Raw genomic sequence first — 26,401 nt, forward strand, 5'->3', positions numbered from 1 at the left:
ATAAAAATTAACGGAGGACATGATGAACCACATTATTAACTTTGTACTGAAGAACAAATTCGCAGTTTGGCTGATGACGATTATCGTTACTGTAGCAGGGCTGTATGCCGGTATGAATATGAAGCAGGAATCCATACCGGACGTCAACATGCCTTACCTTTCAGTAAATACGACTTATCCCGGAGCTGCTCCGAGTCAAGTTGCGGATGACGTGACAAAACCGATCGAGCAGGCGGTCCAGAATTTAGAAGGAGTGAGCGTCGTAACGTCCACATCCTCTGAAAACGTCTCATCGGTTATGATTGAATATGATTACAGCAAGGATATGGACAAGGCGAAAACCGAAGTCGCTGAAGCGCTGGACAGTGTCAGCCTTCCTGACGACGCGAAAAAACCTGACATTTCCCGTTACAGCCTCAACTCTTTCCCGATTTTGACGCTCAGTGTGACAAGCGGCAAAAGCTCGCTTGAAGACCTGACCAAAAATGTGGAAAACACTCTCGTTCCTAAGCTTGAAGGCATTCAGGGCGTTGCGTCCGTGCAAGTTTCCGGTCAGCAGGAAGAGCAGGTGGAATTCTCTTTCAAAGACAAAAAAATGAAAGAGTACGGACTTGATGAAGATACCGTCAAGAAAGTGATCCAAGGCTCTGACGTCAATACGCCGCTTGGATTGTACACATTCGGCAACAAAGAAAAATCAGTTGTCGTTAACGGAAATATTACGTCAATTAAAGATCTGAAAGATATGAGAATTCCGGTCACATCTTCTTCTGCCGCTCAAGGTCAAGCGGGCGGAGCCGGTGCGGCATCTGCGGCGGGCGCTCAGGCTATGCAGCAGGCACAGCAAAGCGCGGCAGCAGGGGTGCCGACAGTCAAGCTTTCTGATATTGCCGACATTAAAGATGTGAAAAAAGCTGAATCCATTTCCCGCACGAACGGAAAGGACAGCATCGGAATTAATATCGTAAAAGCCAATGACGCCAACACGGTAGAAGTGGCCGATGCGATTAAAGATGAACTGAATCAATACAAAAAAGACCACAAAGGGTTCAAGTACAGCTCGACTCTTGATATGGCAGAGCCGATTACAGAGTCGGTGGATACGATGTTAAGCAAAGCGATTTTCGGCGCGATTTTTGCGGTCGTGATCATTCTCTTATTCTTAAGAGATATTAAATCAACGATGATTTCTATCATTTCCATCCCGCTGTCACTGCTGATTGCGCTTCTCGTGCTGAATCAGCTTGATGTCACATTAAACATAATGACGCTCGGTGCAATGACGGTCGCCATCGGACGGGTAGTCGACGACTCGATTGTCGTGATCGAAAACATTTACCGCCGCATGAGGCTGAAAGATGAACCTTTACGCGGGAAGCAATTGGTGCGTGAAGCGACGAAAGAAATGTTTAAACCGATCATGTCATCAACGATCGTAACCATTGCCGTATTCCTGCCGCTTGCCATGGTCGGCGGACAGATCGGCGAACTGTTTATGCCGTTTGCATTAACAATCGTCTTCGCGCTTGCCGCATCGCTGTTGATTTCGATCACACTGGTGCCGATGCTTGCGCACAGCTTATTCAAAAAATCGCTCACAGGTGCGCCTGTTAAAGCGAAAGAGCATAAGCCGGGCAGATTGGCCAATTTCTATAAAAAAGTGCTGAATTGGTCATTAAGACATAAATGGATTACATCTATCATCGCGGTTCTGATGCTTGTCGGCAGTTTGTTCCTCGTACCTCTGATCGGCGCGAGCTACCTGCCTGCGCAAGCGGACAAAACGATGCAGCTCACATACACGCCTGAACCGGGCGAAACGAAAAGCGAAGCTGAAAAAGCTGCGCAAAAAGCGGAAGACATGCTGCTTAAACGCAAACATGTCGATACCGTTCAGTATTCATTAGGCTCGCAAAGTCCGCTCGGCGGAAGCTCAAACGGCGCATTGTTCTACGTGAAATACGAGGATGACACGCCTGATTTTGACAAAGAAAAAGACAATGTCTTAAAAGAAATCAAAAAAACATCCAGCCGCGGCGAATGGAAATCACAAAATTTCAGTTCGTCAGGCAACAACAACGAATTAACGTACTATGTGTACGGAGATTCAGAGTCTGATATTAAAGGCACGGTCAAAGACATCGAAGGCATCATGAAAAAGCAGAAAGATCTGAAAGACGTCAACTCAGGCCTTTCCAGCACATATGATGAGTACACGTTCACCGCTGACCAGGAGAAACTCAGCAAGCAGGGCCTGACGGCTTCGCAAATCTCCCAAGCCCTGATGTCCCAAACGTCACAGTCTCCTTTGACAACGGTGAAAAAGGACGGCAAAGAGCTTGACGTCAACATAAAAACAGAAAAAGACCAGTATAAGAGTGTAAAAGAATTAGAGGATAAAACCATCACATCGCCTGCAGGCCAAGAAGTAAAAATCGGCGATGTGGCGAAAGTGAAAAACGGCACGACATCCGATACCATTTCCAAACGCGACGGCAAAGTGTACGCTGACGTAACGGCAACCGTCACTTCTGACAACGTCACGAAGGTGTCATCAGCCGTTCAAAAGAAAGTTGACAAACTGGATAAGCCGGACAATGTATCGATTGATACCGGCGGTGTATCAGCGGATATTGCTGATTCCTTTACGAAACTCGGCTTAGCGATGCTTGCCGCAATCGCCATCGTATACCTCGTTCTTGTGATCACGTTCGGCGGAGCATTAGCGCCGTTTGCGATTCTGTTCTCGCTTCCGTTTACAGTCATCGGCGCATTAGCCGGCCTGTATGTATCCGGAGAGACGATCAGTCTGAATGCCATGATCGGTATGCTGATGCTGATCGGAATCGTCGTCACAAACGCGATTGTCTTAATCGACCGCGTCATCCATAAAGAAGCGGAAGGCTTATCGACGAGAGAAGCGCTCCTGGAAGCCGGCTCTACGAGATTGCGTCCGATTCTGATGACGGCGATCGCGACAATCGGCGCCCTGCTTCCATTGGCATTGGGCTTCGAAGGCGGCAGCCAGGTCATTTCTAAAGGACTCGGTGTCACCGTTATCGGCGGTTTAATCAGTTCAACTCTGCTTACCCTTCTGATTGTGCCGATCGTATATGAAGTATTGGCGAAATTCCGTAAGAAAAAACCTGGAACGGAAGAAGAGTAAGACAGCGGGCCTTGGCTCCTTAAACGGAGCCGGGGCCTTTTTTCTTCTGGGAATTCCTGTACATATTGTTGCGATTTTCTCAAGTCATAGTATAATTAAAGGTTGTTAGTGTTAATAATGGATCGGATACTCTTAAGTAGGATGATGAGATAATGAAACGTGCACGCATAATATACAATCCGACTTCAGGACGGGAGCTTTTTAAGAAAAATCTTGCCCAGGTCCTGCAAAAATTTGAACAAGCCGGTTATGAAACCTCCACCCATGCCACCATATGCGCGGGGGATGCCACCCACGCCGCAAAAGAAGCCGCTTTGCGGGAGTTTGACCTGATTATCGCTGCCGGCGGAGACGGAACGATTAATGAAGTCGTCAACGGCCTCGCGCCGTTAGACACACGCCCGACACTCGGCATCATTCCGGTCGGCACGACAAATGACTTCGCCAGAGCGCTGGGCATTCCGAGAGAGAATATACTGAATGCCGCTGATACCGTCATTAACGGCGTAGCCCGCCCGATCGACATCGGACAGGTGAACGGTCAGTATTTTATCAACATCGCCGGCGGAGGCCGTCTGACGGAGCTGACGTATGATGTGCCAAGCAAACTGAAAACGATGCTCGGCCAGCTTGCTTATTATTTAAAGGGAATGGAAATGCTGCCTTCACTTCGACCGACAGAAGTCGAGATTGAATATGACGGCAAGCTGTTTCAAGGCGAAATTATGCTGTTTTTAGTGACGCTGACCAACTCGGTCGGCGGATTCGAGAAGCTGGCCCCTGATTCCAGCCTGAATGACGGCATGTTTGATTTGATTATTTTGAAAAAAGCCAATCTCGCGGAGTTTATCAGAGTCGCGAGCATGGCGCTCAGAGGCGATCATATTAACGATCAGCACATTATTTACACAAAAGCGAACCGTGTGAAAGTCAATGTATCAGAAAAAATGCAGCTGAACCTGGACGGCGAGTACGGCGGCATGCTGCCGGGCGAATTCGTGAACCTGTACCGGCATATTCACGTCATCATGCCGAAGGAGAAAGCGGAACAGCTGGATGATTAATACGCGGACAAAATCCTAAAACAGTATTCGTTTTAGGATTTTGTCATCTTTTCAGCGTGATCGGAAACCTTTGAAGGCTGACATTGAATTTGAAGGTTTGCCAGCACGCTGAAACAAGGTTATTGGTAAAACTAGAGGTGATTATAGATGAAAATGAAACCCCCGATAGAAAAAAATGAATACTATGATGTGACATTTGAGGATTTGACGCACGAAGGAGCGGGCGTCGCAAAGGTTCAGGGCTTCCCGATCTTCGTGCCGAACGCCCTGCCTGAGGAAAAAGCGCAAATCAAAGTGACACGCGTCAAAAAAGGCTTCGCTTTCGGCCGCTTAATCGAGCTGAAGGAAGAAAGCCCGCACAGAACGGATGCCCCGTGCCCAATCTACAAACAATGCGGCGGCTGCCAGCTTCAGCACATGACCTATGAAGGCCAGCTTTTGTTTAAACAGAAACAAGTCAAAGACGTCTTAGAACGAATCGGCAAGCTGGACCTCTCAAAAGTCACCGTGCACCCGACGCTCGGCATGGAAGACCCGTGGAACTACAGAAACAAAGCGCAGGTGCCGGTAGGAGAAAGAGAAGGCGGACTCGTCGCCGGATTTTATCAGCAAAGAAGCCATGACATCATCGACATGAGCGCCTGCCTGATCCAGCAATCCAAAAATGACGAAGCCGTCCAAGCCGTCAAAGACATCTGCGCAGCATACGGTGTCAAAGCCTATAACGAAGAACGCCACAAAGGCTGGCTCCGCCACATTATGGTCAGATACGGCGTCGTCACGGGCGAAATGATGATCGTCTTCATCACAAGAACAAGCGATTTTCCGCACAAAGCGAAAATCATCGAAGACATCACGGCGCAATTCCCGCACGTCAAATCCATCGTGCAAAACATCAATCCAAACAAAACAAACGTCATCTTTGGGAACGAAACAAACGTCATCTGGGGCGAAGAATACATCTACGACCTCATCGGAGACGTCAAATTCGCCATCTCCGCCAGATCGTTCTATCAGGTCAACCCGGAACAGACAAAAGTGCTCTACGACAAAGCGCTTGAGTACGCGGAGCTGCAAGGGGAAGAAACCGTCATCGACGCCTACTGCGGCATCGGAACCATTTCTCTCTTCTTAGCGAAGCAGGCGAAGAAAGTATACGGCGTCGAAATCGTGCCGGAAGCCATCGAGGATGCAAAACGCAACGCTGAGCTGAACGGCATCACAAACGCGGAATTCGCAGTCGGAGAAGCGGAAACAGTCATTCCAAAATGGTATGAAGAAGGCATCACGGCCGACACCCTCGTCGTCGACCCGCCAAGAAAAGGCTGTGACGAAGCCCTCCTGCGGACAATCATCGACATGAAACCGAAGCGGGTGGTGTACGTATCCTGCAATCCAGGAACGCTTGCAAGAGACCTGCGGGTGCTTGAGGATGGCGGGTATCAGACGCGAGAAGTGCAGCCAGTGGATATGTTCCCGCATACGAATCATGTGGAGTGTGTGGCGCAATTAATACTAAGAAAATAAAAATAATTAAACTTCTTATACGTTCTTTAAAACTTTTTTCGGATTGCAGTGGTGTTACTCATAGAGTAACTTCTGCAATCTTTTTTTGTACAATCCTAATGCAGATGATAAAGCTTAGTAACAACAATGTATTTTAAATTCGGAAAATTTTATAGGAAAATTTAAATATATTTGTATTTTTGGTATAATATAACTTGTTGCAAGGGGATTAGTGGAAACTTAAAAATATTGCAGAGGGTTATCCGGAGTAGAATAGCGATCGAATGAGACTATCAAAAAGATAGTGACCTTTTCATTCTTTGATGGAGCAAAAGGGACTCTATTATCGGATGTATCAATCCCAATCCAACTGGTATAATGAAGAAATTGGATTAATTGAGGTGTGAAATGGCTAATAAAGTATTGGAAGTTAAAAACTTATCCAAGGTCTACAAAGGGAGTGGTTATGAAGTAACTGCATTAGACAAAGTTTCTTTTGAATTGAAGAATGGTGAACTGCTTGCAATTATGGGGACAAGCGGTTCAGGTAAAAGCACTCTTTTAAATATACTCGGTGCTCTTGATGAACCCTCAAGCGGTAAAGTTATTCTTGATGGTAAAGAAACAAATGACTTTTTTAAAGAACCTAAAGCTACGATCTATAGAAGGGATAACATTGGTTTTATCTTTCAATCTTTTAATCTATTGAAGGATCTTACAGTTGAGGAGAATATAGCTTTACCACTTGTATTAAAGGGAATAAATAAGAAGGATGCAGATAAAAAAGTAAAGGAAATGCTACAGCTTGTAAGCCTTACAAAATGGAAAAGACATCGGCCTATTCAACTTTCAGGAGGTCAGCAGCAAAGAGTTGCGATTGCCAGAGCACTGATTACTTCGCCTCCTATTGTATTAGCAGATGAGCTTACAGGAAATTTGGATTTTAATACAACACAGGATATATTAAATGTGCTTGTAGATATGAAGAAACGTCTTAATAAGAGTATGATCATAGTTACTCATGATCCGAATGTCGCGTTATATTCTGACAGAGTTTTATTTTTTCATGATGGAAATATAGTTGATGAATATAAAAGTCTTGGACAAGGAGATCTGTCGAGTATCCTTAATAAATTTCAAAAAATAATGGAGAGAGACCAATGAAAAAGAATATAGTTGGTCTGTCCCTGCGGTTTTTCAGCACCAATAAATTTATTACACTGACATCCATTATCGGTGTAATTTTATCTGTTTCTTTAATCATTTCTATGACCTTATTTGCATTTAATGCAAAACAGACATTAAAAGATGAAGTTTCCAAGATGTACGGAGAAATGGATTTATCTGTTGGTTATGAGAACGGAAGTCAAAAGATCATTGATAAACATTTTGTTGAAAATCTGCATCGAAATAAAAACATAGAGCAAATATCCAGTGTTTTAGTATCACAGATAAAGCTAGGAACATCTGATTCAAAGGCTAGTTTTTACACAGTTGGAGTCAATAATGACAATTTATCAAAAAGCAGGTACCATTTCACGAGAAATATAAAGAAAAATGAACTTATTGTAAACAAGGGGTTAGCTGAATCACTAGGGGTTAAGGTCGGGGATCACTTACAATCAGAAGGGAAAGACTTCAAACTTGTGGAAACAATTGAAGATCTGAACTCTACAGGCATTGCTCCCAATATCCTCCTGATTTCTCACGATACTTTGCAAAACATTATTGCAAAAAAATTCGGAAAAAACATTGAAGCTACTTATATATTGATTAAAGCAAAAAACGGAACAGACAAATTGTCATTAGCAAATGAGATTAAGAAGAAGGAAAAAGACTTAAGGATAGATATTGCAGAAGAAGATCCTTTCCTGAAAAGCAATATAGAATCATTAAGTATCTTTATCGTAGTCCTCTCTTTTTTAACTATGATTGTGACATCTTTACTCATTGTTTCTAATTTTGAAATGTTTCTCTACAAATATAAAAATCAGTTTGCGATTATGCGATCTATAGGTGCTACGGGAAGACAACTGTTTTCAATTGTTCTGCTGCAGAGCTTTTTCATAACTTCGATCGGTTCTATTCTGGGACTTGGATTTGCCATGTTTAGCAATCAGTATCTCTGGGGTTGGCTTGAAAAAATATTTTCATTTAATGTTTCTTCTGGTGTTACGTTTAATTTTAAATTAGCGGTTTTAATAATGTTGATTTGTATGACAATTATTCAACTGTTTTTACTATCGCCGACAATGAAAATAACAAAAATACTTCCGCTCAAAGTAATACAGGAAAATGAGGAAATTAATTTCAGAACATATAAGTATAATAAGTTCATTGGCAAATCTTTTGTTATTCTTAGCGTTATTACAATTTTGTTTGGGAAGTTTATACCTAAAGAGGACGGAGGACAAGTATTTTGTCTATTGCTGGCTTCTATCTTATTATTGACAGGTATATTCGTGTTATTTCCGGTTTATTTAGGGCCGTTATTAATGTTCCTCGCACCAATCATAAAGAAAATTTCAGGAGTTAATTCGTATGTGGCGATTAAAAATGTTATCCCACAGGTTAAAAAAAATACTTTTGTAATATTAACAATCAGTACGATGATGATTATAACGGTTTTTGGATCTGTAATGCTTAACACTATACAAAAAAATGAGGAAAATGCATTAAAAGAGCAGTTTCCTACCAGTGTTGTTCTAACGAGCAGACTGGGCGATAAATCTTCAATTAACGCAATTAAACTGGAAAAGGAAATAGAGGCAATAAATGGAATCAAATATACAAGCTCAATTAGCACTCAATCGTCTGGAGAATTAATGAATGGCAATGGAAGTATTACATTTGATTACTCGTTAAGTGATCTAGGAAGAATGCAGAAATTAGGAATTTTCACTGGATTGCCAGATGATAAAAAGAATATCATTGTCATTTCAGAGGATTTTGCTGGGAAGCACAGTTTAAAAATAGGAGATACTGTTGAACTTGGGAAGTACTCGGATACAGATCAAAAAATTATTAGTACTGGAAAGTATAAAATAGGGGCAATTACGAATAGATTAAAGGATTCTGATGTCTATATGGATTGGAAAGAAATAAAATACAGAACGGATGCCACTGTATTTTCTAAATTGCTTGTCCAGACAGATCATGCGAAACAGATGATTGGTAAACTTGAGAAAATGAAAGGACAGTTTCCAGAAATCCAAATCAATAGCTATAAAGAATCTTTAAAAAAATCAAAGGATATGTTTTATCAAAGATGGTCTATCTTCATTGTTGTTATATCAGTTATGCTGATAAGTATTACTATCGGTGTATTTAGTTCGCTAATTAATAATATCAATTCGAAAAGAAGAGAATTCGCTATCTTACGGACCATTTCTTTAAGCAAAAGGGGAATCATCAACGTTATACTTACGCAAATTTTGCTTTATCTTTTTATTGGCCTGCTTTTAGGTGTGCTTTCCGGTGCTTTATTAGCTGTCGTTATCTCCTTGATAGACCCCGGGAAGATATATATTAATTTTTCAATTATCGGTTTAATCTCAGGGTTTATGTTATTAATGGGACTGATTATATTCCTTCCGTTGGCAGCAAAGTTAGGAAACAAGAAAATAACTTTAGAACTTACTCAAGATAATAAGTGAAAAAAGTGTAAAAACATGTGACATGGTTTTATTGATATAAACAATTATTAGATTAAGAACGAGCATAAGGTTGGGAATTAGCATTATGTTCATATCAAACGATAAAAAGGCTGCTGAAAAGAAGCCTTTTTATGTGCGTAATCAAGATGGTATTTTCAGGAATCATAATAAAGTTGGATAAAAATGAGGAAAATCCTGGCGGGAATGACGATATAAAGTTAGTGAACAACGGTATAGAATCTTACTTTTCGAGGTGAACAGAATGGGAGAAGAACAAGACATTATTACAGTAACGGATCTTCGTAAAAAATATGGATCATTTGAAGCAGTGAAAGGGGTATCCTTTTCTGTCAAACGCGGCGAGCTGTTTGCATTTCTGGGAACGAACGGTGCAGGGAAATCGACCACTATCGATATTCTCTGTACGCTGATTAAAAAGACATCCGGAAAAGTGGTAATAGACGGTTATACGCTGGGTGAAGGAAAAGAGAATAATCATATCCGCAAAAAGATCGGAGTTGTTTTCCAAGAGAGCATTTTGGATGAACGATTGACCGTTTATGAAAATATCATGAACCGCGGACAATATTATCATTTAAGCAAGGCACAAGTGCAAGAGAACTATCAGTTTGTAACAGACTATTTAAAATTGGATGATATTAAGGAGAAAAAATACAGCGATTTGTCAGGCGGACAAAGAAGAAGAGCTGATATTGCCCGTGCCATCATCCATAAACCGACTATATTATTTTTAGATGAGCCTACTACAGGTCTTGATCCGCAAACGAGAGTATTTGTTTGGAATGCGATTAAAAGGCTGCAGGAAGAAACAAACATGACGATCTTTTTAACGACCCATTACATGGAGGAGGCCGCTGTGGCTGATAACGTTGTGGTCATCAAAGAAGGACGTCTGATCGCAGAGGGTACACCGAGTCAGCTGAAAGATCAATATGCGTTTGACAGTCTGCATATGATGTTTAAGCAAGGCGTTGATCCGACGGCATGGTTTGAAAATAAACAACTGGATTTTACGGTTAAAAACTCTATTTATTCTCTTCGTGTAGAGTCCACTCTCCATGCGCTGGACATTTTGAAAGGTCTTGAAGGAAAAATTGAATCTTTCGAGGTGATTAAAGGGAATATGGATGATGTGTTTATCCATATTATCGAGGAACAAGGAAGCAGTTTGCCAGTAAAGGGGAGCATTGCATAAATGAAGTCTTTATCCAGTTTAATCAGCAGAAATATAAAAATATACTTCCGTGATCGAACGCTTTTGCTTCTTTCTTTGCTGTCAGTATTTATCGTCATTCTGTTATATGCCGTGTTCTTACAGCAGACACAGCTGGACGCCATTAAGGCCTTGGTCGGTTCGACAGATGATTCCAAAGCAATGGTGAACGAATGGATGGTGGCGGGATTGCTGTCCATTACAGCTGTGACAACGACTTTAGGCGCTTTCGGAATTATGGTGAAAGATAAAGAAAGTAAGAGAACGTATGACTTTTTAACAGCTCCTTTATCAAGGGCGACCATCCAATTGAGCTATGTCATTCATTCATTTGTCATCGGCTTGATCTTTTCTTTCATCGCCTTTTTAGGCTGTGAAATTTTTCTCATTTCAACAGGCAGCAAGCTTTTAAGCGGTACAGATATACTTGAAGTATTGGGGATCATTATTCTTTCAGTTGCACTGTCAAGTTCCATAAATTTATTTTTAACGCTGTTTATTCACACACAAAATGCATTTTCGACGTTAAGTACGATTGTCGGAACAGCCATCGGTTTTTTATGCGGAGTATATGTGCCGATCGGCGGCGTACCGGTGTTTGTGCAGAAGATTATTATGTATTTCCCTATCAGCCACACCGCTGTTCTGTTCAGAAAAGCGTTTATGACAGACTCAGTTGATAAAGTATTTAAACATGCTTCCACAACCCAAATACAGGAATATGAAAAGCATTACGGGATCGTCTACAAGTTAAACGGCCATTTTATCAGTACGGCTGCGAGCTTGTGGGTCATTGTCATTACAGCCATCATATTTACCGTCATATCTATTTTCATATTTAAAAAACAAAATAAATGACTTCTTCAGACGATACATAACGATGTAACAGGCAGCATCCGTTTACTGGATGCTGCCTGTTTTGTTTATCATTATTCTTTTTGTGCTCAATTCTTAATTCCTCAAAGAGTTCTCGGATTTCTCTTGAAAAAGTTTTGAAGATATCTTTACTTACACTGTATCGGACTGGTATATTTTGCGAATAAATCAGTTGACATTTGGTGTCTTGAAGTGATAGAGAACCATGGTAGAGTCATCTAATACTTCTGCATAAAGATATATTTTTGTCCATTCACAATGTATGATGTCATTTAATTTTTCACCAATAATGTGGTGCAAATCTTGCATTTGCTTAGTTTCCAACTTTTTCACCTTCAATTGTCGAGAAATCCTAGTTATAAAAAATAGCCCAGCAGGGAACTGCTGAGCCATTATTGATTTATAGACCGAAGTAGCTTATTACAAATTCTTTGTCGTCCTCATCTTCAGGCAAAATCCCCAAGTTTTGATATTCCCATACCACTTGCCGTTGTGTTCCGTTTAAGTCTGAGGCGATGACATCGGTGTAATCGTAGTCAATTGAGAATTTACCGCTTCGTTCGAGATGCAAAGTGAGGTTTGTCCATAAGTCCTCGTTGTTTGTTTTAAATTGATCCCGTAACTCTTCAAAGTAATCATGCAATTCATATAGAAGTTCGTCATATATATCTTCATCAACATTAAAATGTTCAGGAATATCGTGTGAATATATATATTCCTGATTTTGTGGAGTAGTAAAGAAGAAGTAAACTTCTGAAGAATCATCTAAAATTTCGGCATAAAGAGCAACCTTCTCCCACTCAGACGGAATGATTTCATTTATTTGCTCAGCTATTTTTTGATACAGTACTCCCATCTTTTCAGTTTCCACAATATCAGCCTCCTGCTTGATTTTTTATTCTAACATTTTTAAATCTTTTATTTCCGATCTTATATTTGACCTTAAATAAATTAGGTATTAAAGAGTCTCCACTATAAATAGGCTTAATTTCAATTGTTACTAATTTGGGAGGTTCTTCTTTAAGAGCTTTTGCCCATTCCTGCTCCATCTCATACCATTTCCTGCCGCTCCTATTAATCTGAGAATTCATCGGCACGATGTTGTCGAACTGGCCTGAGCCTTTGAATTGAGTGGCGATTAGGTGGCCTCTATCGTCATCTGTCAGACAGTCTGGTTTACCTGCTTTTGACTGTGCATATTGGTTGCGTTTTGCTTCTTCCAGCTGCAAGTCTGCTTTGACACTTGTAATTCTACCATAGTTGTCAGTGGTGTACGTGTAGCCTTCTTTTGTGTAGATGACATTCGGCTTCAATACTTTCTTTCTGGTCCATTTCGCAAAATGCTCGGCGCCGTATTTGACTGTTACCGGCGGTACATGCGGTGCCGGTGTTGCGGAGGTTTCGGCAGTACCACTTTGGCGAATGCTTGCAGTGCCTCTTTTAAACTTTTGCTGTTGACTGTGTTTGTAAGGTACTCCTTTGGCGGTACCACGCATGGAGTGGGCGATAGTGGAGAAAAGCCTCCAGTTATAGTTAGTTACTTTGTCTTTGAGAGAACGCCCCTCCTTTTGTTTATCTATGGATATTTATAGTCTTTTAGGTTTTACACGCAAACAAAAAAGGCCTCTGAAAAAAAGAGAGCCTTCTTCTAGTCATCCTACTTTTTATCCTCTTCCAAGTAGTATAAATAACCATCTCATATAATCACTACATTATGAAAACGTAATTCTGAATTATACTTTATTATAATTTTTTCTTTTAAACATAGGAAACAGTACCAATAAATTTAAATGAATAGTTTTTATCGTTTATTTCTTTCTCCCTGCCGTCATATTCAAAATTGTATAAAAGAACAGCAGCATTGATTTGATCAGGGAGTGTGGTACCTACCATGTCTTCGAAACGAGGTAAGATGACACTATCGTATGAACAGCCGTCAATTAGTGCAGGTAAATTGTTACGACTATTTTCATGTGCAACTTTTTCTATAAAATCTTCATCTAAATCATCGATATCTATATCAAAGTCAATTAAAAATTGGGAAGGAAGAAAATCACCCTCATCTTCATTGTAAACTAATTCAACATATTTACTTAATGGTTCATTATCCTTTATACTTCCGATCCACAATGATACGTAATTTTTGCGTTCCATATAAACCTCCTATTATTTAATCCTCAATCCTTTTGGCAGGGCTTCCACTCCACCTTTAAGTCTATAGTTTGCCCAATTATTCAATCTACGGACAAATATATTATAGTTCAGAGATGAATCAATAATTCCTAGCAATTCATTATGGGCAGCTGTAGAGCCCAATCCCCCGTGTTTACCAACAGGATTTACGAACTCAACTTCGTTTATAGCAGTTCTTAAATCTCTTATTTGTTGCGCTGTAATATTCCAATGTTTGTATCAGAAGATAATCACTACCTTGACAGGGTAGAGGTCGCTGGTTCGGGCCCAGTCGGAATCATAGACGAAACCCTTGCTACGCTAGGATTTTTTACTTTCTCTTAATAAAGCCGGTTTATCAAATTCGCAAGTTGTTGGCGAACTTGATTTTTTGGCTCGAAATTTATTGTTCGTATCTCTTTTAGGGGCAAAATTGTTGAAAAGTTCAGCTGGTGATGCCGTCAAGTAGATCCAAACCGCACTGTCGGTATTGCATTTCTATCCGGATAAGAAAGCCGAAAAATTCGGTATCAATATAAAAAGGCCCTCCATAAAATGGGGGCCTTTCAGTGTTTCTTTTAAATAGCCTCTTTTAGTTGTTCTATTACACTTTTTAACCATTCTATAGGCGGTAAGCCAATTGTCGGGAAATATATTTCTGCATTACACTTTATAATGTCTTCCTTTTCTTCTTTAGTTAGATCGCTATTTAGAAACTCTTCGCAATACTTTACTGTAAATAGCAAACCTTCTTTACTAATTTCCTCAATAAATTCGTCTAAGGCGTGTTCAGGGGATTGGATATCTTGATGAAATGTTGCACCTAAAAAATTTTCTAATTCATCTAAGAAATCATACCTTTCATCCATGATACTTCCTCTCTTTCTATTTGGTTGGATATCCTGTAAGAATAAAGTTACCGTTATTATCTTTTTTGAGTATAATTTTCGCGTTTGTAACGTTTTCTACTAGTTCTGAATTTCTTGATACACTTCTGCCGATTATTTCTCCATCGCCCTTGTATCTTAACATTAATTTAGGTTTTTTAGGATCATCAATCCAATTTTCGATTTTCTTTATATTTTTTGGATCGTTTAAAACTGAATTAGCAATTCTTTCAGCGGTAGCCCTATCTTTAAAAGTAGATGAAGCTGTAATATGTGGGTTAGGATCAGTCTTCAGTCTTTCTATTAATTCTTTATCTGTTTTCCCAACATGTCTTTCTATAAGGTGTCCGCCTTTTGCTTCATGAGCAGCTAAGCCACCGCCTGGTGCGAGAGGGCTGCTGTCTCCTTGTTTAACACTATGTATACCGCTATTGTCAGAAGTCACAGACTTACTGAGCACACTCTCTTTTTTATCTTCAATAATACTTTTCAACAAAGGCGTATTCTTCACATTGTGAGTATTTTCAATATTCTGTGCTATTCCGGCAAGCGCGGGTTCGTACTTGTTTTTCGAAACGGAATTAATATAGTCATTTCCTTTTTCAATCCCGGTTTTTACATGTTTTGCAGCCGCTTTTTCTCCGGCTTCCAAGACGTTATCCACTTTGGCGGCACCTGTTTTGGCGAGCTTGCTTGATACTTTTACAGCTGAGCCGGAACCTTTGAGCCCGACAATGCTCCCGATGGCGTAGGTGATGTAATGTGATCTTGAATACGCATCCCCGTTAACCATTTTATCATTCCATGAATCCGCCAGGTTTGTCCATATGATTTTTGCGTAAGAGGGCGTGTTCAATACGCCGGATATGGTTTTAGCGACTTTTTGTTCATCGGAGAGATGGTAAAAATCCCATGCGCCGACAGCCAGATCTTTGACGCCGGTTATTGTGTCTTTCCCGACATCATAAAGGCCGACGCCTATTCCTTTGACGATATCCCAAGCCGTTTCTCCGACTTCTTCGAGCTGTTTTGCTTGTTCGAGCTGCATCACATATTGCACCTGAGCGGGTTCAAGGTTTTCATAGCCGATTTTCTTCGCGATTTCCAAATACTCATCCGGATCGGTGACACCATCAGCAAGCTTTTTCTTCAGATCCTTGATTTCCCGCTCTTTCGCTTCTTCCTTCTTCATCGTCAAATAAGCATCCGAATGTCTTGCGATATCGCCTTTTTTCTTATGGATGTCGCTTTCGCGATACGCTTTGGCGTTGTAGTGAAGCGGCGTGGCGCTTTTTCCTTTGCCTGTAGCGTTTTGGAGCTGCTGGAAGTCAGCTTGGATGAACTGTTCGTTCGCTTCGGTTTCTGCGTATTCTTTCGTTAGATCGTGATCAAGTTTGCCGAGTTTATGTATCGTTTCGCTTCTTTTTTTGTCAGCTGAAGAAAGCTTCTGATCCGTGCTTTCGGTTGAAAACAATTCGAGCGAGATGATGTCTTCGATCTCTCCGAGGATGGAGCGCATGTCCTTTTTCTGCTCTTCCATAATCGCCTTTGATTTACTGAGGGCGTGGGTGAGCTCGTGCTCCAGAAATGATTCCTCCACATGCGAATTGGAAAGTCCGGCGTCTTCGACCTTACCGGGAAGGCTTGTGAGAAATGCGATTTTCATGTCGATCAGATCAAGCCAGCTGTCTGTGACGCCGGCGTGGTCCTTGAAAAAAGCTTTGATATTGTCAGCGCCCCGGCCTGAGAAATCATTGTCACCAAGGTCAGCCATACCTTGAAACGCTTTTTTCAGATTGACCATCTGGCCGCGCAGTTTTTTGTATTCACCCGCGCGCTGTTTGGCAGCGGCGAGGAGGGTGGTTGCTTCGAAAACTTTCATGACCATATCCTTTCATTCGGGGGTTTATAGAGGGAAAGATTAAGAAACTTATCAGGGACTGTGCAAACATAGGAATAGGGTTTCCCTGAATCTATAAAGCCTCAATATTCTTTTCGATTTTTTGAATGACTTGTCCGAGCCATAGTATTGGGGATAGTCCGTAACTATTGATATCTACACCATCTGCAGACTCTTCTATAAAATCATTTTTTTCTTCATCTGAGTAATCGCTATTTATAAACGTTTTGAGTGCTACTACATCGTTTTCTTGTTCTTTTTTAGGTATCTCTGCTAAGTATTCTTCAAGAGCTGTCTCAGGAGTGTCTATATCTTGATGGAAAGTCCCTCCTAAAAATTGAAATACAGGTTCAGAAATATTTGTTTCGATCATTGTTCTCACCTCGTGGGGTAGGCTGTTTGCTTCGAAAACTTTCATGACCATATCCTTTCTTTTGTTCGATATCAAAATTTTACCACGTGAGTCGGGATATACAGTGTAGGAAATAGGTAATAAGAATAAAATGAATCTTTTGGCTTGCGACTTCCTTCCTGTATGAAGGGAGGCTTTTTATGTTTTGTACAATAACCTTCAAATTCGGCTTACTGCGCTCCGGTGATTTTAAGCGTGCCTGTTTTTTCTAATGTCTTACACTCGAAACAACCTAACCGCTGAGGTATAATAGAAGCAGAGTATTTATCATACAGATTCAATTCGTGAAAGAGAGTGGAACAAAATGGGCCGTAAGTGGAACAATATTAAAGAAAAGAAAGCATCGAAGGACGCAAATACGAGCCGGATTTACGCGAAGTTCGGCCGTGAGATTTATGTGGCGGCAAAACAGGGCGAGCCAGATCCGGAATCGAACCAGGCGTTAAAAGTGGTGCTTGAGCGCGCGAAGACGTACAGTGTGCCGAAAAATATTATTGAGCGTGCGATTGAAAAGGCGAAAGGCGGCGCGGAGGAGAACTTTGACGAGCTGCGTTACGAAGGTTTCGGGCCGAACGGTTCAATGATCATCGTTGATGCGTTAACGAATAATGTAAACCGCACGGCGCCTGAAGTGCGCGCCGCATTCGGGAAAAACGGCGGAAATATGGGTGTGAGCGGGTCTGTCGCTTACATGTTCGATGCGACCGCCGTTATCGGCGTTGAAGGCAAGACGGCGGATGAAGCGCTGGAATTGCTGATGGAAGCTGATGTGGACGTGCGCGATATTTTAGAAGAGGATGACAGTGTTATCGTGTATGCCGAGCCTGACCAATTCCATGCCGTGCAGGAGGCATTCAAAAATGCCGGCGTTGAAGAGTTCACGGTTGCCGAGCTGACGATGCTTGCGCAAAATGAAGTCGAGCTTCCGGAAGATGCGAAAGCTCAATTTGAAAAGCTGATCGATGTGCTGGAAGATCTGGAAGACGTACAGCAGGTTTATCACAATGTAGATTTAGGCGAATAAAGACAAAAAGGCCGGGGCGGCATAAGTTCCGGCCTTTTTATTTTGCTTACGCGGTCGGCCTGTATCGTATATCTCCGTAAGCAATTATTGATTATTTCGCCAAAACTGGGCGGATGCCCATACGTTTCCTTCCGGATGTCATAAACTGGACTGTAACCTATGTGAAGGAGCGATAAATCATGAATGAAAGAAGACCGATTTACGGCGGAGGCTTTGGCGGCGGCTATGGAGGCTTCGGAGGCTACCCGGGGTACGGTTTTGGCGGCCACGGAGGCTTCGGAGGATATCCGGGATACGGTTTCGGCGGAGGCTACGGCTACCCGGGATACGGTTTTGGCGGTTACGGCGGTTTTGGCGGCTACGGCGGCTACGGAGGCTTCGGGGGATATCCGGGGTACGGTTTTGGCGGCTATGGCGGAGGCTACGGCGGCTACCCGTTCCATCATCATCATCGGGACAGCCAATATATCTGACCATTCGGGAAAAAGCACTCTTGGAACAGCAGGAGTGCTCTTCTCATGTTCTTGCAGCTGTGTTACGATTGGAGCAAAATCATCAAGTACATAAGGCTTTCTGTAAATCATGAGCAAGCTCACAAACCTTTTCTTTCTGTTGTTTATAAACTGAAAAGCATGATCTGTAAAAATCTCTTTATCGGGAGGTTTTACATGTGAGAAGTGAAGACGAAATGATGAAATTGATTCTTGATATTGCGATGAAGGACGAGAGAATCCGTCTTGTCACTTTAGAGGGATCAAGAACCAATAAAAATGTACCGAGAGACAGATTTCAAGACTATGATATTTCTTATTTTGTGACCGATATGGACTCCTTCACATCTGACGACAGCTGGCTGGATCAGTTTGGCGAAAGAATGATGATGCAAAAACCTGAAGATATGGAACTTTTCCCTCCGGAACTCGGAGACTGGTTCTCCTATCTAATGCTATTTAAAGATCATCATAAAATCGACTTAACTTTGATCCCTCTGAGTCAAACAGAGGATTATTTTACACAGAGTGATGGTTTGGCGGAAATAGTATTAGACAAGGATGACCGAATCAACCATAAGATTATTGCGAGTGATGAACAATATCATATAAAGAAACCGACTCCCCGAGAGTTTGATGATTGCTGTAATGAATTTTGGATGGTTTCAACCTATGTGATTAAAGGATTAATGCGTAAAGAAATACTGTTTGCGCTGGATCATATGAATGACATTTTAAGGCCTAATGTTTTGCGTATGATTGCGTGGAATATCGGGATAGAGAATCAGTTTTCATTAAGTGTAGGGAAGAATTATAAGTATATTCAACATTACATGAATGCGAAAGATTGGGAAATCCTGCTGAATACTTATGTCGGCAATACTTATGAAAGCGTGTGGAAGGCATTGTTTGACTGCCAAGGTCTCTTCAGAGCATATTCAAAGTCAGTGGCTGTTTTATTGAGATATGAATATCCTGAATATGATCAACAAATTACGGAATATACATTGAAACATTATCAGCGCTTTCAATCAGATTTTTCATTATGATTTTTTTACTTCAAATTCCAGATGAGTTACATTGAGTCCGTTTTTAACGGGCTTTTTTATTTTCTTACAGGGCATAAATGCCGATACGGATTCATACCTATTAAGGTCATGTGTTTAGGAAAGGAGGATCGTAATGAAAGAAAATCAGCCGTTTACACCGGTCAAATCCTATAAACCCTTCCACAGCCGGTTTGATCCCTGCCCGCCGATCGGGAGAAAATATTACAGAACGCCGCCGCATCTTTATATGCGGTTTCAGCCGTATCACTTGGAGCAGTTTTCCCCGATGGAGGCATTGAGAAAAGGGACCCTTTGGAAGGATCTTTACGATTTCTATGATAATCCTTATCGGGGGGGAATCGAATATGGCGAAAAAGATTGATGATGAATACTATCGGCTGCTGGAACAAATCCAGGCGGCGGACTTTGTCTTGGTGGAGCTGACGCTTTATCTGGATACACATCCCCATGACCGTCTCGCGCTTCAGCAGTTTCATGAATATTCCCGGTACTCAAGACAGCTGAGAAAGCGGTTTGAGCCTGAGTACGGACCGCTTCTGCAATTCGGCGTGAGTCAGGTCGGCGCTCAATGGGACTGGGGCCGCGGTCCTTGGCCATGGCAAGTATAAGGAGGGATCTGTAAATGTGGGTATATGAAAAAAAGCTGCAGTATCCGGTTAAAGTGAGTACATGCAACCCGATGCTGGCTAAGTTTCTCATTGAACAATACGGCGGGGCGGACGGCGAATTGGCCGCAGCGCTCCGGTACTTAAACCAGCGCTACACGATTCCTGACAAGGTGATCGGCCTGCTGACGGATATCGGCACGGAGGAGTTTGCGCATTTAGAAATGATTGCGACGATGATTTATAAGCTGACAAAAGATGCGACCCCGGAGCAGCTGCGTGATGCAGGGCTCAGTGATCATTACGTCAACCATGACAGCGCGCTGTTTTATCACAATGCGGCCGGAGTTCCGTTCACAGCGTCTTACATACAGGCGAAGGGAGATCCGATCGCTGATTTATATGAGGATATTGCGGCTGAAGAAAAGGCGAGAGCGACGTATCAATGGATTATTGATATTTCCGATGATCCTGACCTGAATGATTCACTCCGTTTTCTGCGTGAGCGTGAAATCGTCCACTCTATGCGTTTCAGGGAAGCGGTTGAGATTTTAAAAGAAGAACGTGATAAGAAGAAAATTTTTTAAACGGCCCTCAAACATGACGGCTGTTTTTTTCCTTTCTGCGTTTGGTCTATAATAAAGGTGTCGAATATTCTGATTACAGGAGGCTTTTATGACACCATTTACGATCACGGAGGAGAAGGCGGGGGCATTCCGGGTCACCCCCGCCCGGAAGGATGATGAAAAAGAGGTCATGGATCTGCTCGTGCAAGCGGCAGAATGGCTTCGCGATAAAGGGTCGAACCAGTGGAGCGGCCTTCTGCAAGGGGAAGATACCCACAATATGCGGGAGGCGATCGCCAAAGGGTATGTTTTTTTATTCAGGCAGAATGAAGAGCTGGCCGGCGTCGTCATGCTGCTTCCCGAAGCAAGCGGGTGGGACAGACGTCTTTGGGGCGATGAAGGACATGAGGAGTCCGTATATCTCCACCGGCTGGCGATTAAAAGGCAGTTTGCAGGGGCGGGGCTCGGCCGGACAATCATGACTTGGGCGGAGACGGGTGTGTCTTGTCCGGGAAAAACGAAAATCCGGCTCGATTGCGTGTCCGAAAACAAGGCGCTTCAGTCGTTTTACAGCGGAATGGGGTACGAATCAAAAGGACTCGCGCCGGGTTATCATTTGTTTGAAAAAAAGATGAGCAAATAAAAAGCTCCTCATGACGGAGGTGCAAAAGACATGGGGTTTTTTTATCTGATCTGTCTGGCCGCATTTTGTCTTAACTTTGCCGTATCGGCTGTGCTCCGTAAGAAATGGCCGAAAAAGATGTGGCCTGAGTGCCTTTTGGCGGTGCTGGGCCTGACTGCTTTCGGTACGGTTGTTTACAGCATTTTCGGTGTCGGCGGCTGGGAAGGAATGGGCTTGGGGCTTGCCGCGATGTTTGCGGGTTCCGGAGCGGCCGCCGGTTATGCCGCTGAGGTGTGTTTACGGGTCGTCAGATCGAATCAAAAACAGTAAGCAGAAGTGAAAAAACGCGGCCTCGGCTGCGTTTTTTTGTGTGTTGCCGGCAGCTGTATAGAAAACAGGCGAATGTCCATAATGGTAATGACTTTTAAGAAGAAGGTGCGAATATGGGACATTTACTTACAGTGGCTTGGGAGTTAGTATGCGGTTTGGGTATTTTATTTGTGATTTTAAAATTGCTTGGAAAAACTCAATTCTCGCAAATTACGCCGTTTGATTTTATTTCTGCGCTCATCCTCGGCGAACTGGTCGGAAATGCGGTATATGATAAAAACGTCAGGATTATTGAAATCATTTTTGCTTCCCTGTTATGGGGGGTTTTAATTTATCTCATCGAACTGATTACGCAGAAAGTAAAAAGCACCAGAAAGCTGTTGGAAGGCGAGCCGAGTATTATCATACATAAAGGAAAACTGAAATATGATGTGCTGAAAAAGAATAAGCTGGACATTAATCAATTGCAAAGCCTTCTCAGACAGGCGAATTGCTTTTCCATACAGGAAGCGGAGTACGCGATTTTAGAAACAAACGGGATGGTCAGCGTCCTGCCGAAATTTCAATATGATACGACGAAAAACGGCGACATGCAAATAAAGCCGAAGCAGGTCTCTTTGCCGGTCACGCTGATTATTGACGGCGAAGTGCTGTATGAAAATCTGAAAGAAGCCGGGCTGGAAGAAAAGCAGCTGAATCAGGAGCTGAAAAAGCTGAACATCAAAAAAACGGAGGACGTGCTGTATGCGGAATGGAAGCCCGATAAACCGCTGTTTGTCCTGCCGTATGAGGAGAAAAAATAAAAAGAGCATTGCCCTGGGGCAAATGCTCTTTATTATTTTTCGTGTACGCCTGTTTTAACGGCTCTGACATGATACATACCGACATCCGTCCCAAGCATATAATCAGGTTTCGGCTTGCCTTGGTTTGCTTTATGGGCCGCGATGTGGTCTTCGCTTTTTTCCCATTGTTTCCAATGGTCTTCTGACTCCCAGCGGATTAATACGACGACTTCTTCATCACCGCGGCGGACTTTTTTTTCCAGGACCGTTACGTCTATCAAACCTTCCTGCTTTTCAATCACGCCTTCTGAACTGAAGCGTTCGATTACTTTGTCGGCATGTCCTTCTTTTACGGTCATTTTTCTGATTTGCACGAACATCTGGCATCTCTCCAATCATTTCTACGCTTTATCCAATATTTTAAATGAAAATGATTCTCAAAGTCAATTGAGATGCCTGGCGGATTACGATTTCAGGAGAAAGACATGACCATCCTCATCTTTAAATTGCACGAAGCTGCCCCATTCCATTTGTTTCGGTTCATCTAAAAAGGTGATGCCGTTCTTTTTCATTTGTTCGTATGCGGCAAAGACATCTTCACACTCAAATACGATAGAAGCCTTCATATGCTCGGCGCCTTTCATCATCGATTTCGGATAAATAACCAAATGAGTGGCGGCTCCTTTGGGCGCTACCTCAAGCCAGAAGGCGCCCGGGCCCATCGGATGCTCGGCGACGGTTTCAAACCCCGCTTTTTCCGTCCAGAATGTTTTCGCTTTTTGCTGATCATCAGTGTATACGGCGACTGTCGCGATTTTTTTGATCATCATACTGACCTCCTGTTTCATTTCTTTTATAGTGTATCCTCCTGCCGAAAAAAGCAATCAAAAGCTTTAATGTGCCGGTTTTTTTAATTTCTCTAGTGCGATCGGCGATTCCGATTTATAATTTAGACAAAAGTACATATTCTTGAAAGAGGAGACGGCAGTGAACAAAGACCAGTTACTTCATGATTATATTATTACACATTCGGCAGAGCTGACGGAAAAATGGCTCAAGCTGAGACGGAAGCTGAGAGGGCGTTTTTATTCTGCGGATCAATTAAGTGAGGAAATGAAACGGCTGCTGATCGAGCAGCATACCTTTACAAACACGGTCATCGCAAGCGCTTTTTTGGAAGATCCGGCCGTTTTTCAGCATAACAAAGAAAAATGGGCCGCACAGGTAGCGAAAAGCAGAGTGGAGCAGGACGCGGAGGTTCATGAGGTCGTTGAGGCGATCGGCAATTCAAGAACCGTCTTTTGGGAGGCGGTCACCCGTTTTATGGATGAGCATCAGGACATCGTAACAAACGAGGATGCCCGCCGCTGGAATCACCTTGTCAACAGCTCGTTCGATCAGCTGATGACGGATTTTACTGAACAGTTTCAGACATTAATGATCGCAAGGCTGTCATCTCAGCAGGAGCTTATTTCCGAATTGAGCTGTCCGGTTATTTTGATCGCGGATACGATCGGCACTCTGCCGCTCATCGGATCGATTGATACGAGACGGGCGCGCGTGATTTTGGAGACGGTGCCGGAAAACTGTGTCGCCAAACGGATCACAAACCTTGTGATCGATCTGTCCGGTGTGCCCATTGTCGATACGATGGTGGCGCAGCAATTGTATATGCTGTCGAAAACGTTATTTCTCCTCGGCATCAGAACCGTGTTTTCCGGCATTCGGCCTGATGTGGCACAGACTTCTATCCAATTAGGGCTTGATTTTTCAGAGTATCAAACTTACGGCTCCCTGGAGCAGGCGCTCGCCAGCATGGGTGTCACATGTGTGATCGAGGAAGCAAAAGCATAGAAAAAAGGTGCTCCGGCCAGAGGCGGAGCGCTTTTTTTGTCAGCGGAAACAATGTAAATATGTTGGAACTTGAAGATTGTGTTCTTAAAAACAGCAATATGACGCCTTGGGGGCGGGCGTCGGCGACACGGTTTATGTCAAAGCGAAGGAAGTGAAAGTTTTCGCAAAGAAAACATATCCAAAAATTGTGTAAATGTTATTGATTTCTGAATGAAAACATAATAGTATAATTATATATTTCTTATCAGAATAGTATGAATTAAAACGCTCATTGTCAAAAGACGAACGGCCAGACATAAAGGGGGAGCATGATGACGTCCAAAGGAAACGTAGATCCGCATGTGATCGAAAAGATTATCAGCGCGCTGGAAACGCTCGATTTCGGGACAGTTCAGATTACGGTTCATAATTCCCAAGTGACACAAATTGATAAGGTGGAGAAATATCGATTTTCCCTGAAGAGCAAAGAAGTAAAACAATCTTAAAAAACAGCCAATGACAGGAGGCGGTACATATGAAGCATTCAACTGTTCCTTTCCGGGAGAGCCGGTATCTGCACCTGCCCGAAGTGCGCTTTCTGCATTGGTGCACGAAGCAATACGGCATTAACAAAGGCGTGCTCAATACAATTGACGGCTGGTTTTATGATGCGGGCGTCATTCCGATTCCCGTCAGGCGTCTTTATGTGCTGGCATTCCTCGATTACGCGAAAACGCCGGGGCAGAAGGGGAAAATCCGATTCGGGCACGGCGGTTTGACGAAAAAACTGCATGATTTCATGGATATGCAGGAGTGCGCAGCAAAACGTCAGGCCTGATATCCTTAAAATCTTCTTAAAATCATGCAAATTTCTCCCATTTTATTTATAATAGACCTATCACGATCATTTTTTGGGAGGACTTTTGACATGCAAACTGCTGCTTATGAGAGCAAACAATCTATTATGCAGCGCATTATAACGGTATTTGTGTTTACACTGTTAGTTGCGACAATCGGCCTGTATACGGGCCAGTTCATTCCGCCGGCATTGATGCTGCCGCTGTCGATCTTAGAGGTCGTCATGATCATCGCCGCGTTTTGGCTGCGCCGAAAAAAAGCCGTCGGATATGTGTTTGTCTTTTCATTCGCTTTCATTTCCGGAATGACGCTGTTTCCGATTATCAGCCATTATGCGTCCGCAGCGGGGGCCTATGTCGTATTGGAGGCATTCGGTTCTTCGTTTGTGATTTTTGCGGTGCTCGGCACGATCGGCGCTAAGACGAAAAAGGACTTGTCGTTTTTATGGTCCTTCTTGCTTGTCGCTGTTATCGCGCTTCTCGCAGTGGGGATCTTTAATATTTTCAGCCCGCTGAATTCCGCCGCCATGATGGCGTATTCCGTCATCGGAACGATTGTGTTTTCAATGTATATCTTATACGATCTGAACCAGATCAAGCACCGGGACATCACGGCTGACCTGATTCCTTTGATGGCATTGACGCTTTATATCGACTTTATTAACCTGTTTATCAACCTGCTTCGGTTTTTCGGGATTTTAAACAGTGATGATTAACCGCGCGAAAAAGGCGCCCTGCTGAGAGGGGCGCCTTTTTATATTCTGCCGCCGGAAAACAGCAGAAGCTTATCAAATAATACTTCAAGCATTTTTGTCAATTCCGCTTTTTGTTCAGCGGTGAAGCTTTCCATGACTCCTGAAATATTGGAGAAGTGGCCGGGAAGAAACAGCATCAGCTTTTCTTTTCCTTCTTTTGTGAGTTCGATGCTGATTTTTCGTCTGTCGCCGGTATGCCGGCTGCGGTTTACAAAGCCGTCCCGTGCGAGTCCGTCGATCAACCCGGTGATGGTCGCTTTGGTGACATTGGATTTTTTCGCCAGTTCCGTCGGGCTCAGGCTGTGGCCGGGTGCGTCAAACAGAAACATTAAAATTTTGAATTTCCCTTCGGACAATCCGTGACTTGAGAAATAATGCTCCATGACCTGATTCATTTTTTTAGACATATCAAATAACGTCAAAAATGTTTTCAAGGATTCAGCATCCATATCGGCGTAAATCTCAGCGCGTCCGGCAATCTGCGAGTAATCCGGCAAATGTCTCAACTCCATTTTTGTAAGCCTCCGTACCATTTTAGTGATTCAAAGTATAAGCTTGCCGGATTCAAAAGGCAACCTATAAAGATTGACAGT

General features: G+C 42.8%; 28 protein-coding genes and 2 pseudogenes. 20 read left to right on the plus strand and 10 right to left on the minus strand.

Annotation, left to right across the window (positions count from 1 at the left end; genetic code table 11):
- Positions 1-22: 22 nt before the first annotated feature.
- The 7 genes from K3G25_RS15990 to K3G25_RS16020 all read left to right on the plus strand — a co-directional run bounded on the left by K3G25_RS15990 (position 23) and on the right by K3G25_RS16020 (position 11,484).
- Positions 23-3,166 (plus strand): efflux RND transporter permease subunit, encoded by a 3,144-nt coding sequence (locus K3G25_RS15990; protein WP_232489753.1) that lies wholly within the window; start codon positions 23-25, stop codon positions 3,164-3,166.
- A gap of 152 nt (positions 3,167-3,318) precedes the next feature.
- Positions 3,319-4,230: a diacylglycerol kinase gene (locus K3G25_RS15995; protein WP_232489400.1), complete on the plus strand. Its 912-nt coding sequence runs from the start codon at positions 3,319-3,321 to the stop codon at positions 4,228-4,230.
- Positions 4,231-4,377: 147 nt separating this feature from the next.
- A complete protein-coding gene (gene rlmD, locus K3G25_RS16000; RefSeq protein WP_053285245.1) occupies positions 4,378-5,757 on the plus strand; it encodes a 23S rRNA (uracil(1939)-C(5))-methyltransferase RlmD in 1,380 nt (459 codons plus the stop codon).
- 387 nt (positions 5,758-6,144) lie between these two features.
- Entirely contained in the window at positions 6,145-6,900 is a 756-nt protein-coding gene (locus K3G25_RS16005; RefSeq protein ID WP_014417124.1) for an ABC transporter ATP-binding protein, read from the plus strand.
- Positions 6,897-9,392, plus strand: coding sequence for an FtsX-like permease family protein (locus K3G25_RS16010; RefSeq protein ID WP_232489401.1), 2,496 nt, complete (start codon positions 6,897-6,899; stop codon positions 9,390-9,392). The genes K3G25_RS16005 and K3G25_RS16010 overlap by 4 nt, the downstream gene beginning before the upstream one ends.
- Positions 9,393-9,654: 262 nt before the next feature.
- Entirely contained in the window at positions 9,655-10,608 is a 954-nt protein-coding gene (locus tag K3G25_RS16015; protein WP_014417126.1) for an ABC transporter ATP-binding protein, read from the plus strand.
- The gene (locus tag K3G25_RS16020) at positions 10,609-11,484 is read left to right on the plus strand and encodes an ABC transporter permease (protein WP_103527092.1); all 876 of its coding nucleotides are present in this window, start codon (positions 10,609-10,611) and stop codon (positions 11,482-11,484) included.
- A gap of 67 nt (positions 11,485-11,551) precedes the next feature.
- Here K3G25_RS16020 and K3G25_RS16025 read toward each other — a convergent pair.
- The 7 genes and pseudogenes from K3G25_RS16025 to K3G25_RS16055 all read right to left on the minus strand — a co-directional run.
- Positions 11,552-11,811: pseudogene (locus K3G25_RS16025) on the minus strand (TIGR01741 family protein); the annotation flags it as partial.
- A 91-nt stretch (positions 11,812-11,902) separates the two neighbouring features.
- Complete coding sequence (locus K3G25_RS16030; protein WP_088056297.1) at positions 11,903-12,373, minus strand: antitoxin YezG family protein; 471 nt, start codon at positions 12,371-12,373, stop codon at positions 11,903-11,905.
- A gap of 4 nt (positions 12,374-12,377) precedes the next feature.
- Positions 12,378-12,980, minus strand: a pseudogene (locus K3G25_RS16035) (DNA/RNA non-specific endonuclease); the annotation flags it as partial.
- A gap of 280 nt (positions 12,981-13,260) precedes the next feature.
- Positions 13,261-13,656 (minus strand): immunity 22 family protein, encoded by a 396-nt coding sequence (locus K3G25_RS16040; protein ID WP_232489402.1) that lies wholly within the window; start codon positions 13,654-13,656, stop codon positions 13,261-13,263.
- Positions 13,657-14,252: 596 nt separating this feature from the next.
- A complete protein-coding gene (locus tag K3G25_RS16045; RefSeq protein ID WP_015417243.1) occupies positions 14,253-14,543 on the minus strand; it encodes a contact-dependent growth inhibition system immunity protein in 291 nt (96 codons plus the stop codon).
- Positions 14,544-14,559: 16 nt separating this feature from the next.
- On the minus strand, positions 14,560-16,443 hold the full coding sequence (locus tag K3G25_RS16050) for a ribonuclease YeeF family protein (RefSeq protein WP_232489403.1): 1,884 nt from the start codon (positions 16,441-16,443) through the stop codon (positions 14,560-14,562).
- A 91-nt stretch (positions 16,444-16,534) separates the two neighbouring features.
- On the minus strand, positions 16,535-16,834 hold the full coding sequence (locus K3G25_RS16055; protein WP_061861935.1) for a contact-dependent growth inhibition system immunity protein: 300 nt from the start codon (positions 16,832-16,834) through the stop codon (positions 16,535-16,537).
- A 343-nt stretch (positions 16,835-17,177) separates the two neighbouring features.
- Here K3G25_RS16055 and K3G25_RS16060 point away from each other — a divergent pair, with 343 nt between their 5' ends.
- From K3G25_RS16060 to K3G25_RS16100, 9 genes are all read left to right on the plus strand, one after another.
- Positions 17,178-17,897, plus strand: coding sequence for a YebC/PmpR family DNA-binding transcriptional regulator (locus tag K3G25_RS16060; protein ID WP_003155709.1), 720 nt, complete (start codon positions 17,178-17,180; stop codon positions 17,895-17,897).
- Between the two features lie 179 nt (positions 17,898-18,076).
- Positions 18,077-18,370 carry a hypothetical protein gene (locus K3G25_RS20900; RefSeq protein WP_025649911.1) on the plus strand — a complete coding sequence of 98 codons (294 nt, stop codon included), beginning with the start codon at positions 18,077-18,079 and terminating at the stop codon, positions 18,368-18,370.
- A gap of 197 nt (positions 18,371-18,567) precedes the next feature.
- On the plus strand, positions 18,568-19,437 hold the full coding sequence (gene ant(6), locus K3G25_RS16070; RefSeq protein ID WP_017419060.1) for an aminoglycoside 6-adenylyltransferase: 870 nt from the start codon (positions 18,568-18,570) through the stop codon (positions 19,435-19,437).
- Between the two features lie 133 nt (positions 19,438-19,570).
- Positions 19,571-19,819, plus strand: coding sequence for a spore coat-associated protein CotJA (gene cotJA, locus K3G25_RS16075; RefSeq protein ID WP_003155704.1), 249 nt, complete (start codon positions 19,571-19,573; stop codon positions 19,817-19,819).
- The gene (gene cotJB, locus K3G25_RS16080; protein WP_007408934.1) at positions 19,803-20,066 is read left to right on the plus strand and encodes a spore coat protein CotJB; all 264 of its coding nucleotides are present in this window, start codon (positions 19,803-19,805) and stop codon (positions 20,064-20,066) included. Before cotJA ends, cotJB begins: the two co-directional genes overlap by 17 nt.
- Positions 20,067-20,080: 14 nt before the next feature.
- Entirely contained in the window at positions 20,081-20,650 is a 570-nt protein-coding gene (gene cotJC, locus K3G25_RS16085) for a spore coat protein CotJC (RefSeq protein ID WP_003155700.1), read from the plus strand.
- An 88-nt stretch (positions 20,651-20,738) separates the two neighbouring features.
- Entirely contained in the window at positions 20,739-21,272 is a 534-nt protein-coding gene (locus K3G25_RS16090; RefSeq protein ID WP_095061184.1) for a GNAT family N-acetyltransferase, read from the plus strand.
- 30 nt (positions 21,273-21,302) lie between these two features.
- Positions 21,303-21,581, plus strand: a complete 279-nt coding sequence (locus K3G25_RS16095) for a YesK-like family protein (RefSeq protein WP_017419062.1) — start codon at positions 21,303-21,305, stop codon at positions 21,579-21,581.
- A gap of 113 nt (positions 21,582-21,694) precedes the next feature.
- The gene (locus K3G25_RS16100; RefSeq protein WP_017419063.1) at positions 21,695-22,384 is read left to right on the plus strand and encodes a YetF domain-containing protein; all 690 of its coding nucleotides are present in this window, start codon (positions 21,695-21,697) and stop codon (positions 22,382-22,384) included.
- 32 nt (positions 22,385-22,416) lie between these two features.
- On the opposite strand, the gene hmoA is transcribed toward K3G25_RS16100, so the two are convergent.
- Both hmoA and K3G25_RS16110 read right to left on the minus strand, forming a co-directional pair.
- The gene (gene hmoA / locus K3G25_RS16105) at positions 22,417-22,743 is read right to left on the minus strand and encodes a heme-degrading oxygenase HmoA (protein WP_003155696.1); all 327 of its coding nucleotides are present in this window, start codon (positions 22,741-22,743) and stop codon (positions 22,417-22,419) included.
- Between the two features lie 84 nt (positions 22,744-22,827).
- Complete coding sequence (locus K3G25_RS16110) at positions 22,828-23,190, minus strand: VOC family protein (RefSeq protein ID WP_007408938.1); 363 nt, start codon at positions 23,188-23,190, stop codon at positions 22,828-22,830.
- Positions 23,191-23,350: 160 nt separating this feature from the next.
- On the opposite strand from K3G25_RS16110, the gene K3G25_RS16115 reads away from it, so the two are divergent.
- The 4 genes from K3G25_RS16115 (at position 23,351) to K3G25_RS16130 (ending at position 25,769) form a co-directional block, all read left to right on the plus strand.
- Complete coding sequence (locus K3G25_RS16115; RefSeq protein WP_014417142.1) at positions 23,351-24,217, plus strand: STAS domain-containing protein; 867 nt, start codon at positions 23,351-23,353, stop codon at positions 24,215-24,217.
- Positions 24,218-24,528: 311 nt separating this feature from the next.
- On the plus strand, positions 24,529-24,702 hold the full coding sequence (locus K3G25_RS16120) for a YezD family protein (RefSeq protein ID WP_003155693.1): 174 nt from the start codon (positions 24,529-24,531) through the stop codon (positions 24,700-24,702).
- A gap of 29 nt (positions 24,703-24,731) precedes the next feature.
- Positions 24,732-25,034 carry an FMN riboswitch-binding regulator RibR gene (locus K3G25_RS16125; protein WP_232489404.1) on the plus strand — a complete coding sequence of 101 codons (303 nt, stop codon included), beginning with the start codon at positions 24,732-24,734 and terminating at the stop codon, positions 25,032-25,034.
- Positions 25,035-25,124: 90 nt separating this feature from the next.
- Complete coding sequence (locus K3G25_RS16130) at positions 25,125-25,769, plus strand: Bax inhibitor-1/YccA family protein (RefSeq protein WP_012117028.1); 645 nt, start codon at positions 25,125-25,127, stop codon at positions 25,767-25,769.
- A gap of 38 nt (positions 25,770-25,807) precedes the next feature.
- Here the strand turns inward: K3G25_RS16130 and K3G25_RS16135 are convergent, their stop codons facing one another.
- Positions 25,808-26,320 (minus strand): MarR family winged helix-turn-helix transcriptional regulator, encoded by a 513-nt coding sequence (locus K3G25_RS16135; protein ID WP_017419070.1) that lies wholly within the window; start codon positions 26,318-26,320, stop codon positions 25,808-25,810.
- Positions 26,321-26,401 lie beyond the last annotated feature (81 nt).

The sequence above is a fragment of the Bacillus sp. FCW2 genome (genome assembly GCF_021228595.1).
Classification (GTDB): Bacteria; Bacillota; Bacilli; order Bacillales; family Bacillaceae; genus Bacillus; species Bacillus velezensis.

Excerpts from the sequence above, each read along its gene's own strand:
- K3G25_RS15990 (WP_232489753.1), top strand. The coding sequence starts at position 23 with ATGAACCACATTATTAACTTTGTACTGAAGAACAAATTCGCAGTTTGG.
- K3G25_RS15995 (WP_232489400.1), top strand. The coding sequence starts at position 3,319 with ATGAAACGTGCACGCATAATATACAATCCGACTTCAGGACGGGAGCTT.
- rlmD (WP_053285245.1), top strand. The coding sequence starts at position 4,378 with ATGAAAATGAAACCCCCGATAGAAAAAAATGAATACTATGATGTGACA.
- K3G25_RS16005 (WP_014417124.1), top strand. The coding sequence starts at position 6,145 with ATGGCTAATAAAGTATTGGAAGTTAAAAACTTATCCAAGGTCTACAAA.
- K3G25_RS16010 (WP_232489401.1), top strand. The coding sequence starts at position 6,897 with ATGAAAAAGAATATAGTTGGTCTGTCCCTGCGGTTTTTCAGCACCAAT.
- K3G25_RS16015 (WP_014417126.1), top strand. The coding sequence starts at position 9,655 with ATGGGAGAAGAACAAGACATTATTACAGTAACGGATCTTCGTAAAAAA.
- K3G25_RS16020 (WP_103527092.1), top strand. The coding sequence starts at position 10,609 with ATGAAGTCTTTATCCAGTTTAATCAGCAGAAATATAAAAATATACTTC.
- K3G25_RS16040 (WP_232489402.1), bottom strand. The coding sequence starts at position 13,656 with ATGGAACGCAAAAATTACGTATCATTGTGGATCGGAAGTATAAAGGAT.
- K3G25_RS16045 (WP_015417243.1), bottom strand. The coding sequence starts at position 14,543 with ATGGATGAAAGGTATGATTTCTTAGATGAATTAGAAAATTTTTTAGGT.
- K3G25_RS16050 (WP_232489403.1), bottom strand. The coding sequence starts at position 16,443 with ATGAAAGTTTTCGAAGCAACCACCCTCCTCGCCGCTGCCAAACAGCGC.
- K3G25_RS16055 (WP_061861935.1), bottom strand. The coding sequence starts at position 16,834 with ATGATCGAAACAAATATTTCTGAACCTGTATTTCAATTTTTAGGAGGG.
- K3G25_RS16060 (WP_003155709.1), top strand. The coding sequence starts at position 17,178 with ATGGGCCGTAAGTGGAACAATATTAAAGAAAAGAAAGCATCGAAGGAC.
- K3G25_RS20900 (WP_025649911.1), top strand. The coding sequence starts at position 18,077 with ATGAATGAAAGAAGACCGATTTACGGCGGAGGCTTTGGCGGCGGCTAT.
- cotJA (WP_003155704.1), top strand. The coding sequence starts at position 19,571 with ATGAAAGAAAATCAGCCGTTTACACCGGTCAAATCCTATAAACCCTTC.
- cotJB (WP_007408934.1), top strand. The coding sequence starts at position 19,803 with ATGGCGAAAAAGATTGATGATGAATACTATCGGCTGCTGGAACAAATC.
- cotJC (WP_003155700.1), top strand. The coding sequence starts at position 20,081 with ATGTGGGTATATGAAAAAAAGCTGCAGTATCCGGTTAAAGTGAGTACA.
- K3G25_RS16090 (WP_095061184.1), top strand. The coding sequence starts at position 20,739 with ATGACACCATTTACGATCACGGAGGAGAAGGCGGGGGCATTCCGGGTC.
- K3G25_RS16095 (WP_017419062.1), top strand. The coding sequence starts at position 21,303 with ATGGGGTTTTTTTATCTGATCTGTCTGGCCGCATTTTGTCTTAACTTT.
- K3G25_RS16100 (WP_017419063.1), top strand. The coding sequence starts at position 21,695 with ATGGGACATTTACTTACAGTGGCTTGGGAGTTAGTATGCGGTTTGGGT.
- hmoA (WP_003155696.1), bottom strand. The coding sequence starts at position 22,743 with ATGTTCGTGCAAATCAGAAAAATGACCGTAAAAGAAGGACATGCCGAC.
- K3G25_RS16110 (WP_007408938.1), bottom strand. The coding sequence starts at position 23,190 with ATGATCAAAAAAATCGCGACAGTCGCCGTATACACTGATGATCAGCAA.
- K3G25_RS16120 (WP_003155693.1), top strand. The coding sequence starts at position 24,529 with ATGACGTCCAAAGGAAACGTAGATCCGCATGTGATCGAAAAGATTATC.
- K3G25_RS16125 (WP_232489404.1), top strand. The coding sequence starts at position 24,732 with ATGAAGCATTCAACTGTTCCTTTCCGGGAGAGCCGGTATCTGCACCTG.
- K3G25_RS16130 (WP_012117028.1), top strand. The coding sequence starts at position 25,125 with ATGCAAACTGCTGCTTATGAGAGCAAACAATCTATTATGCAGCGCATT.
- K3G25_RS16135 (WP_017419070.1), bottom strand. The coding sequence starts at position 26,320 with ATGGAGTTGAGACATTTGCCGGATTACTCGCAGATTGCCGGACGCGCT.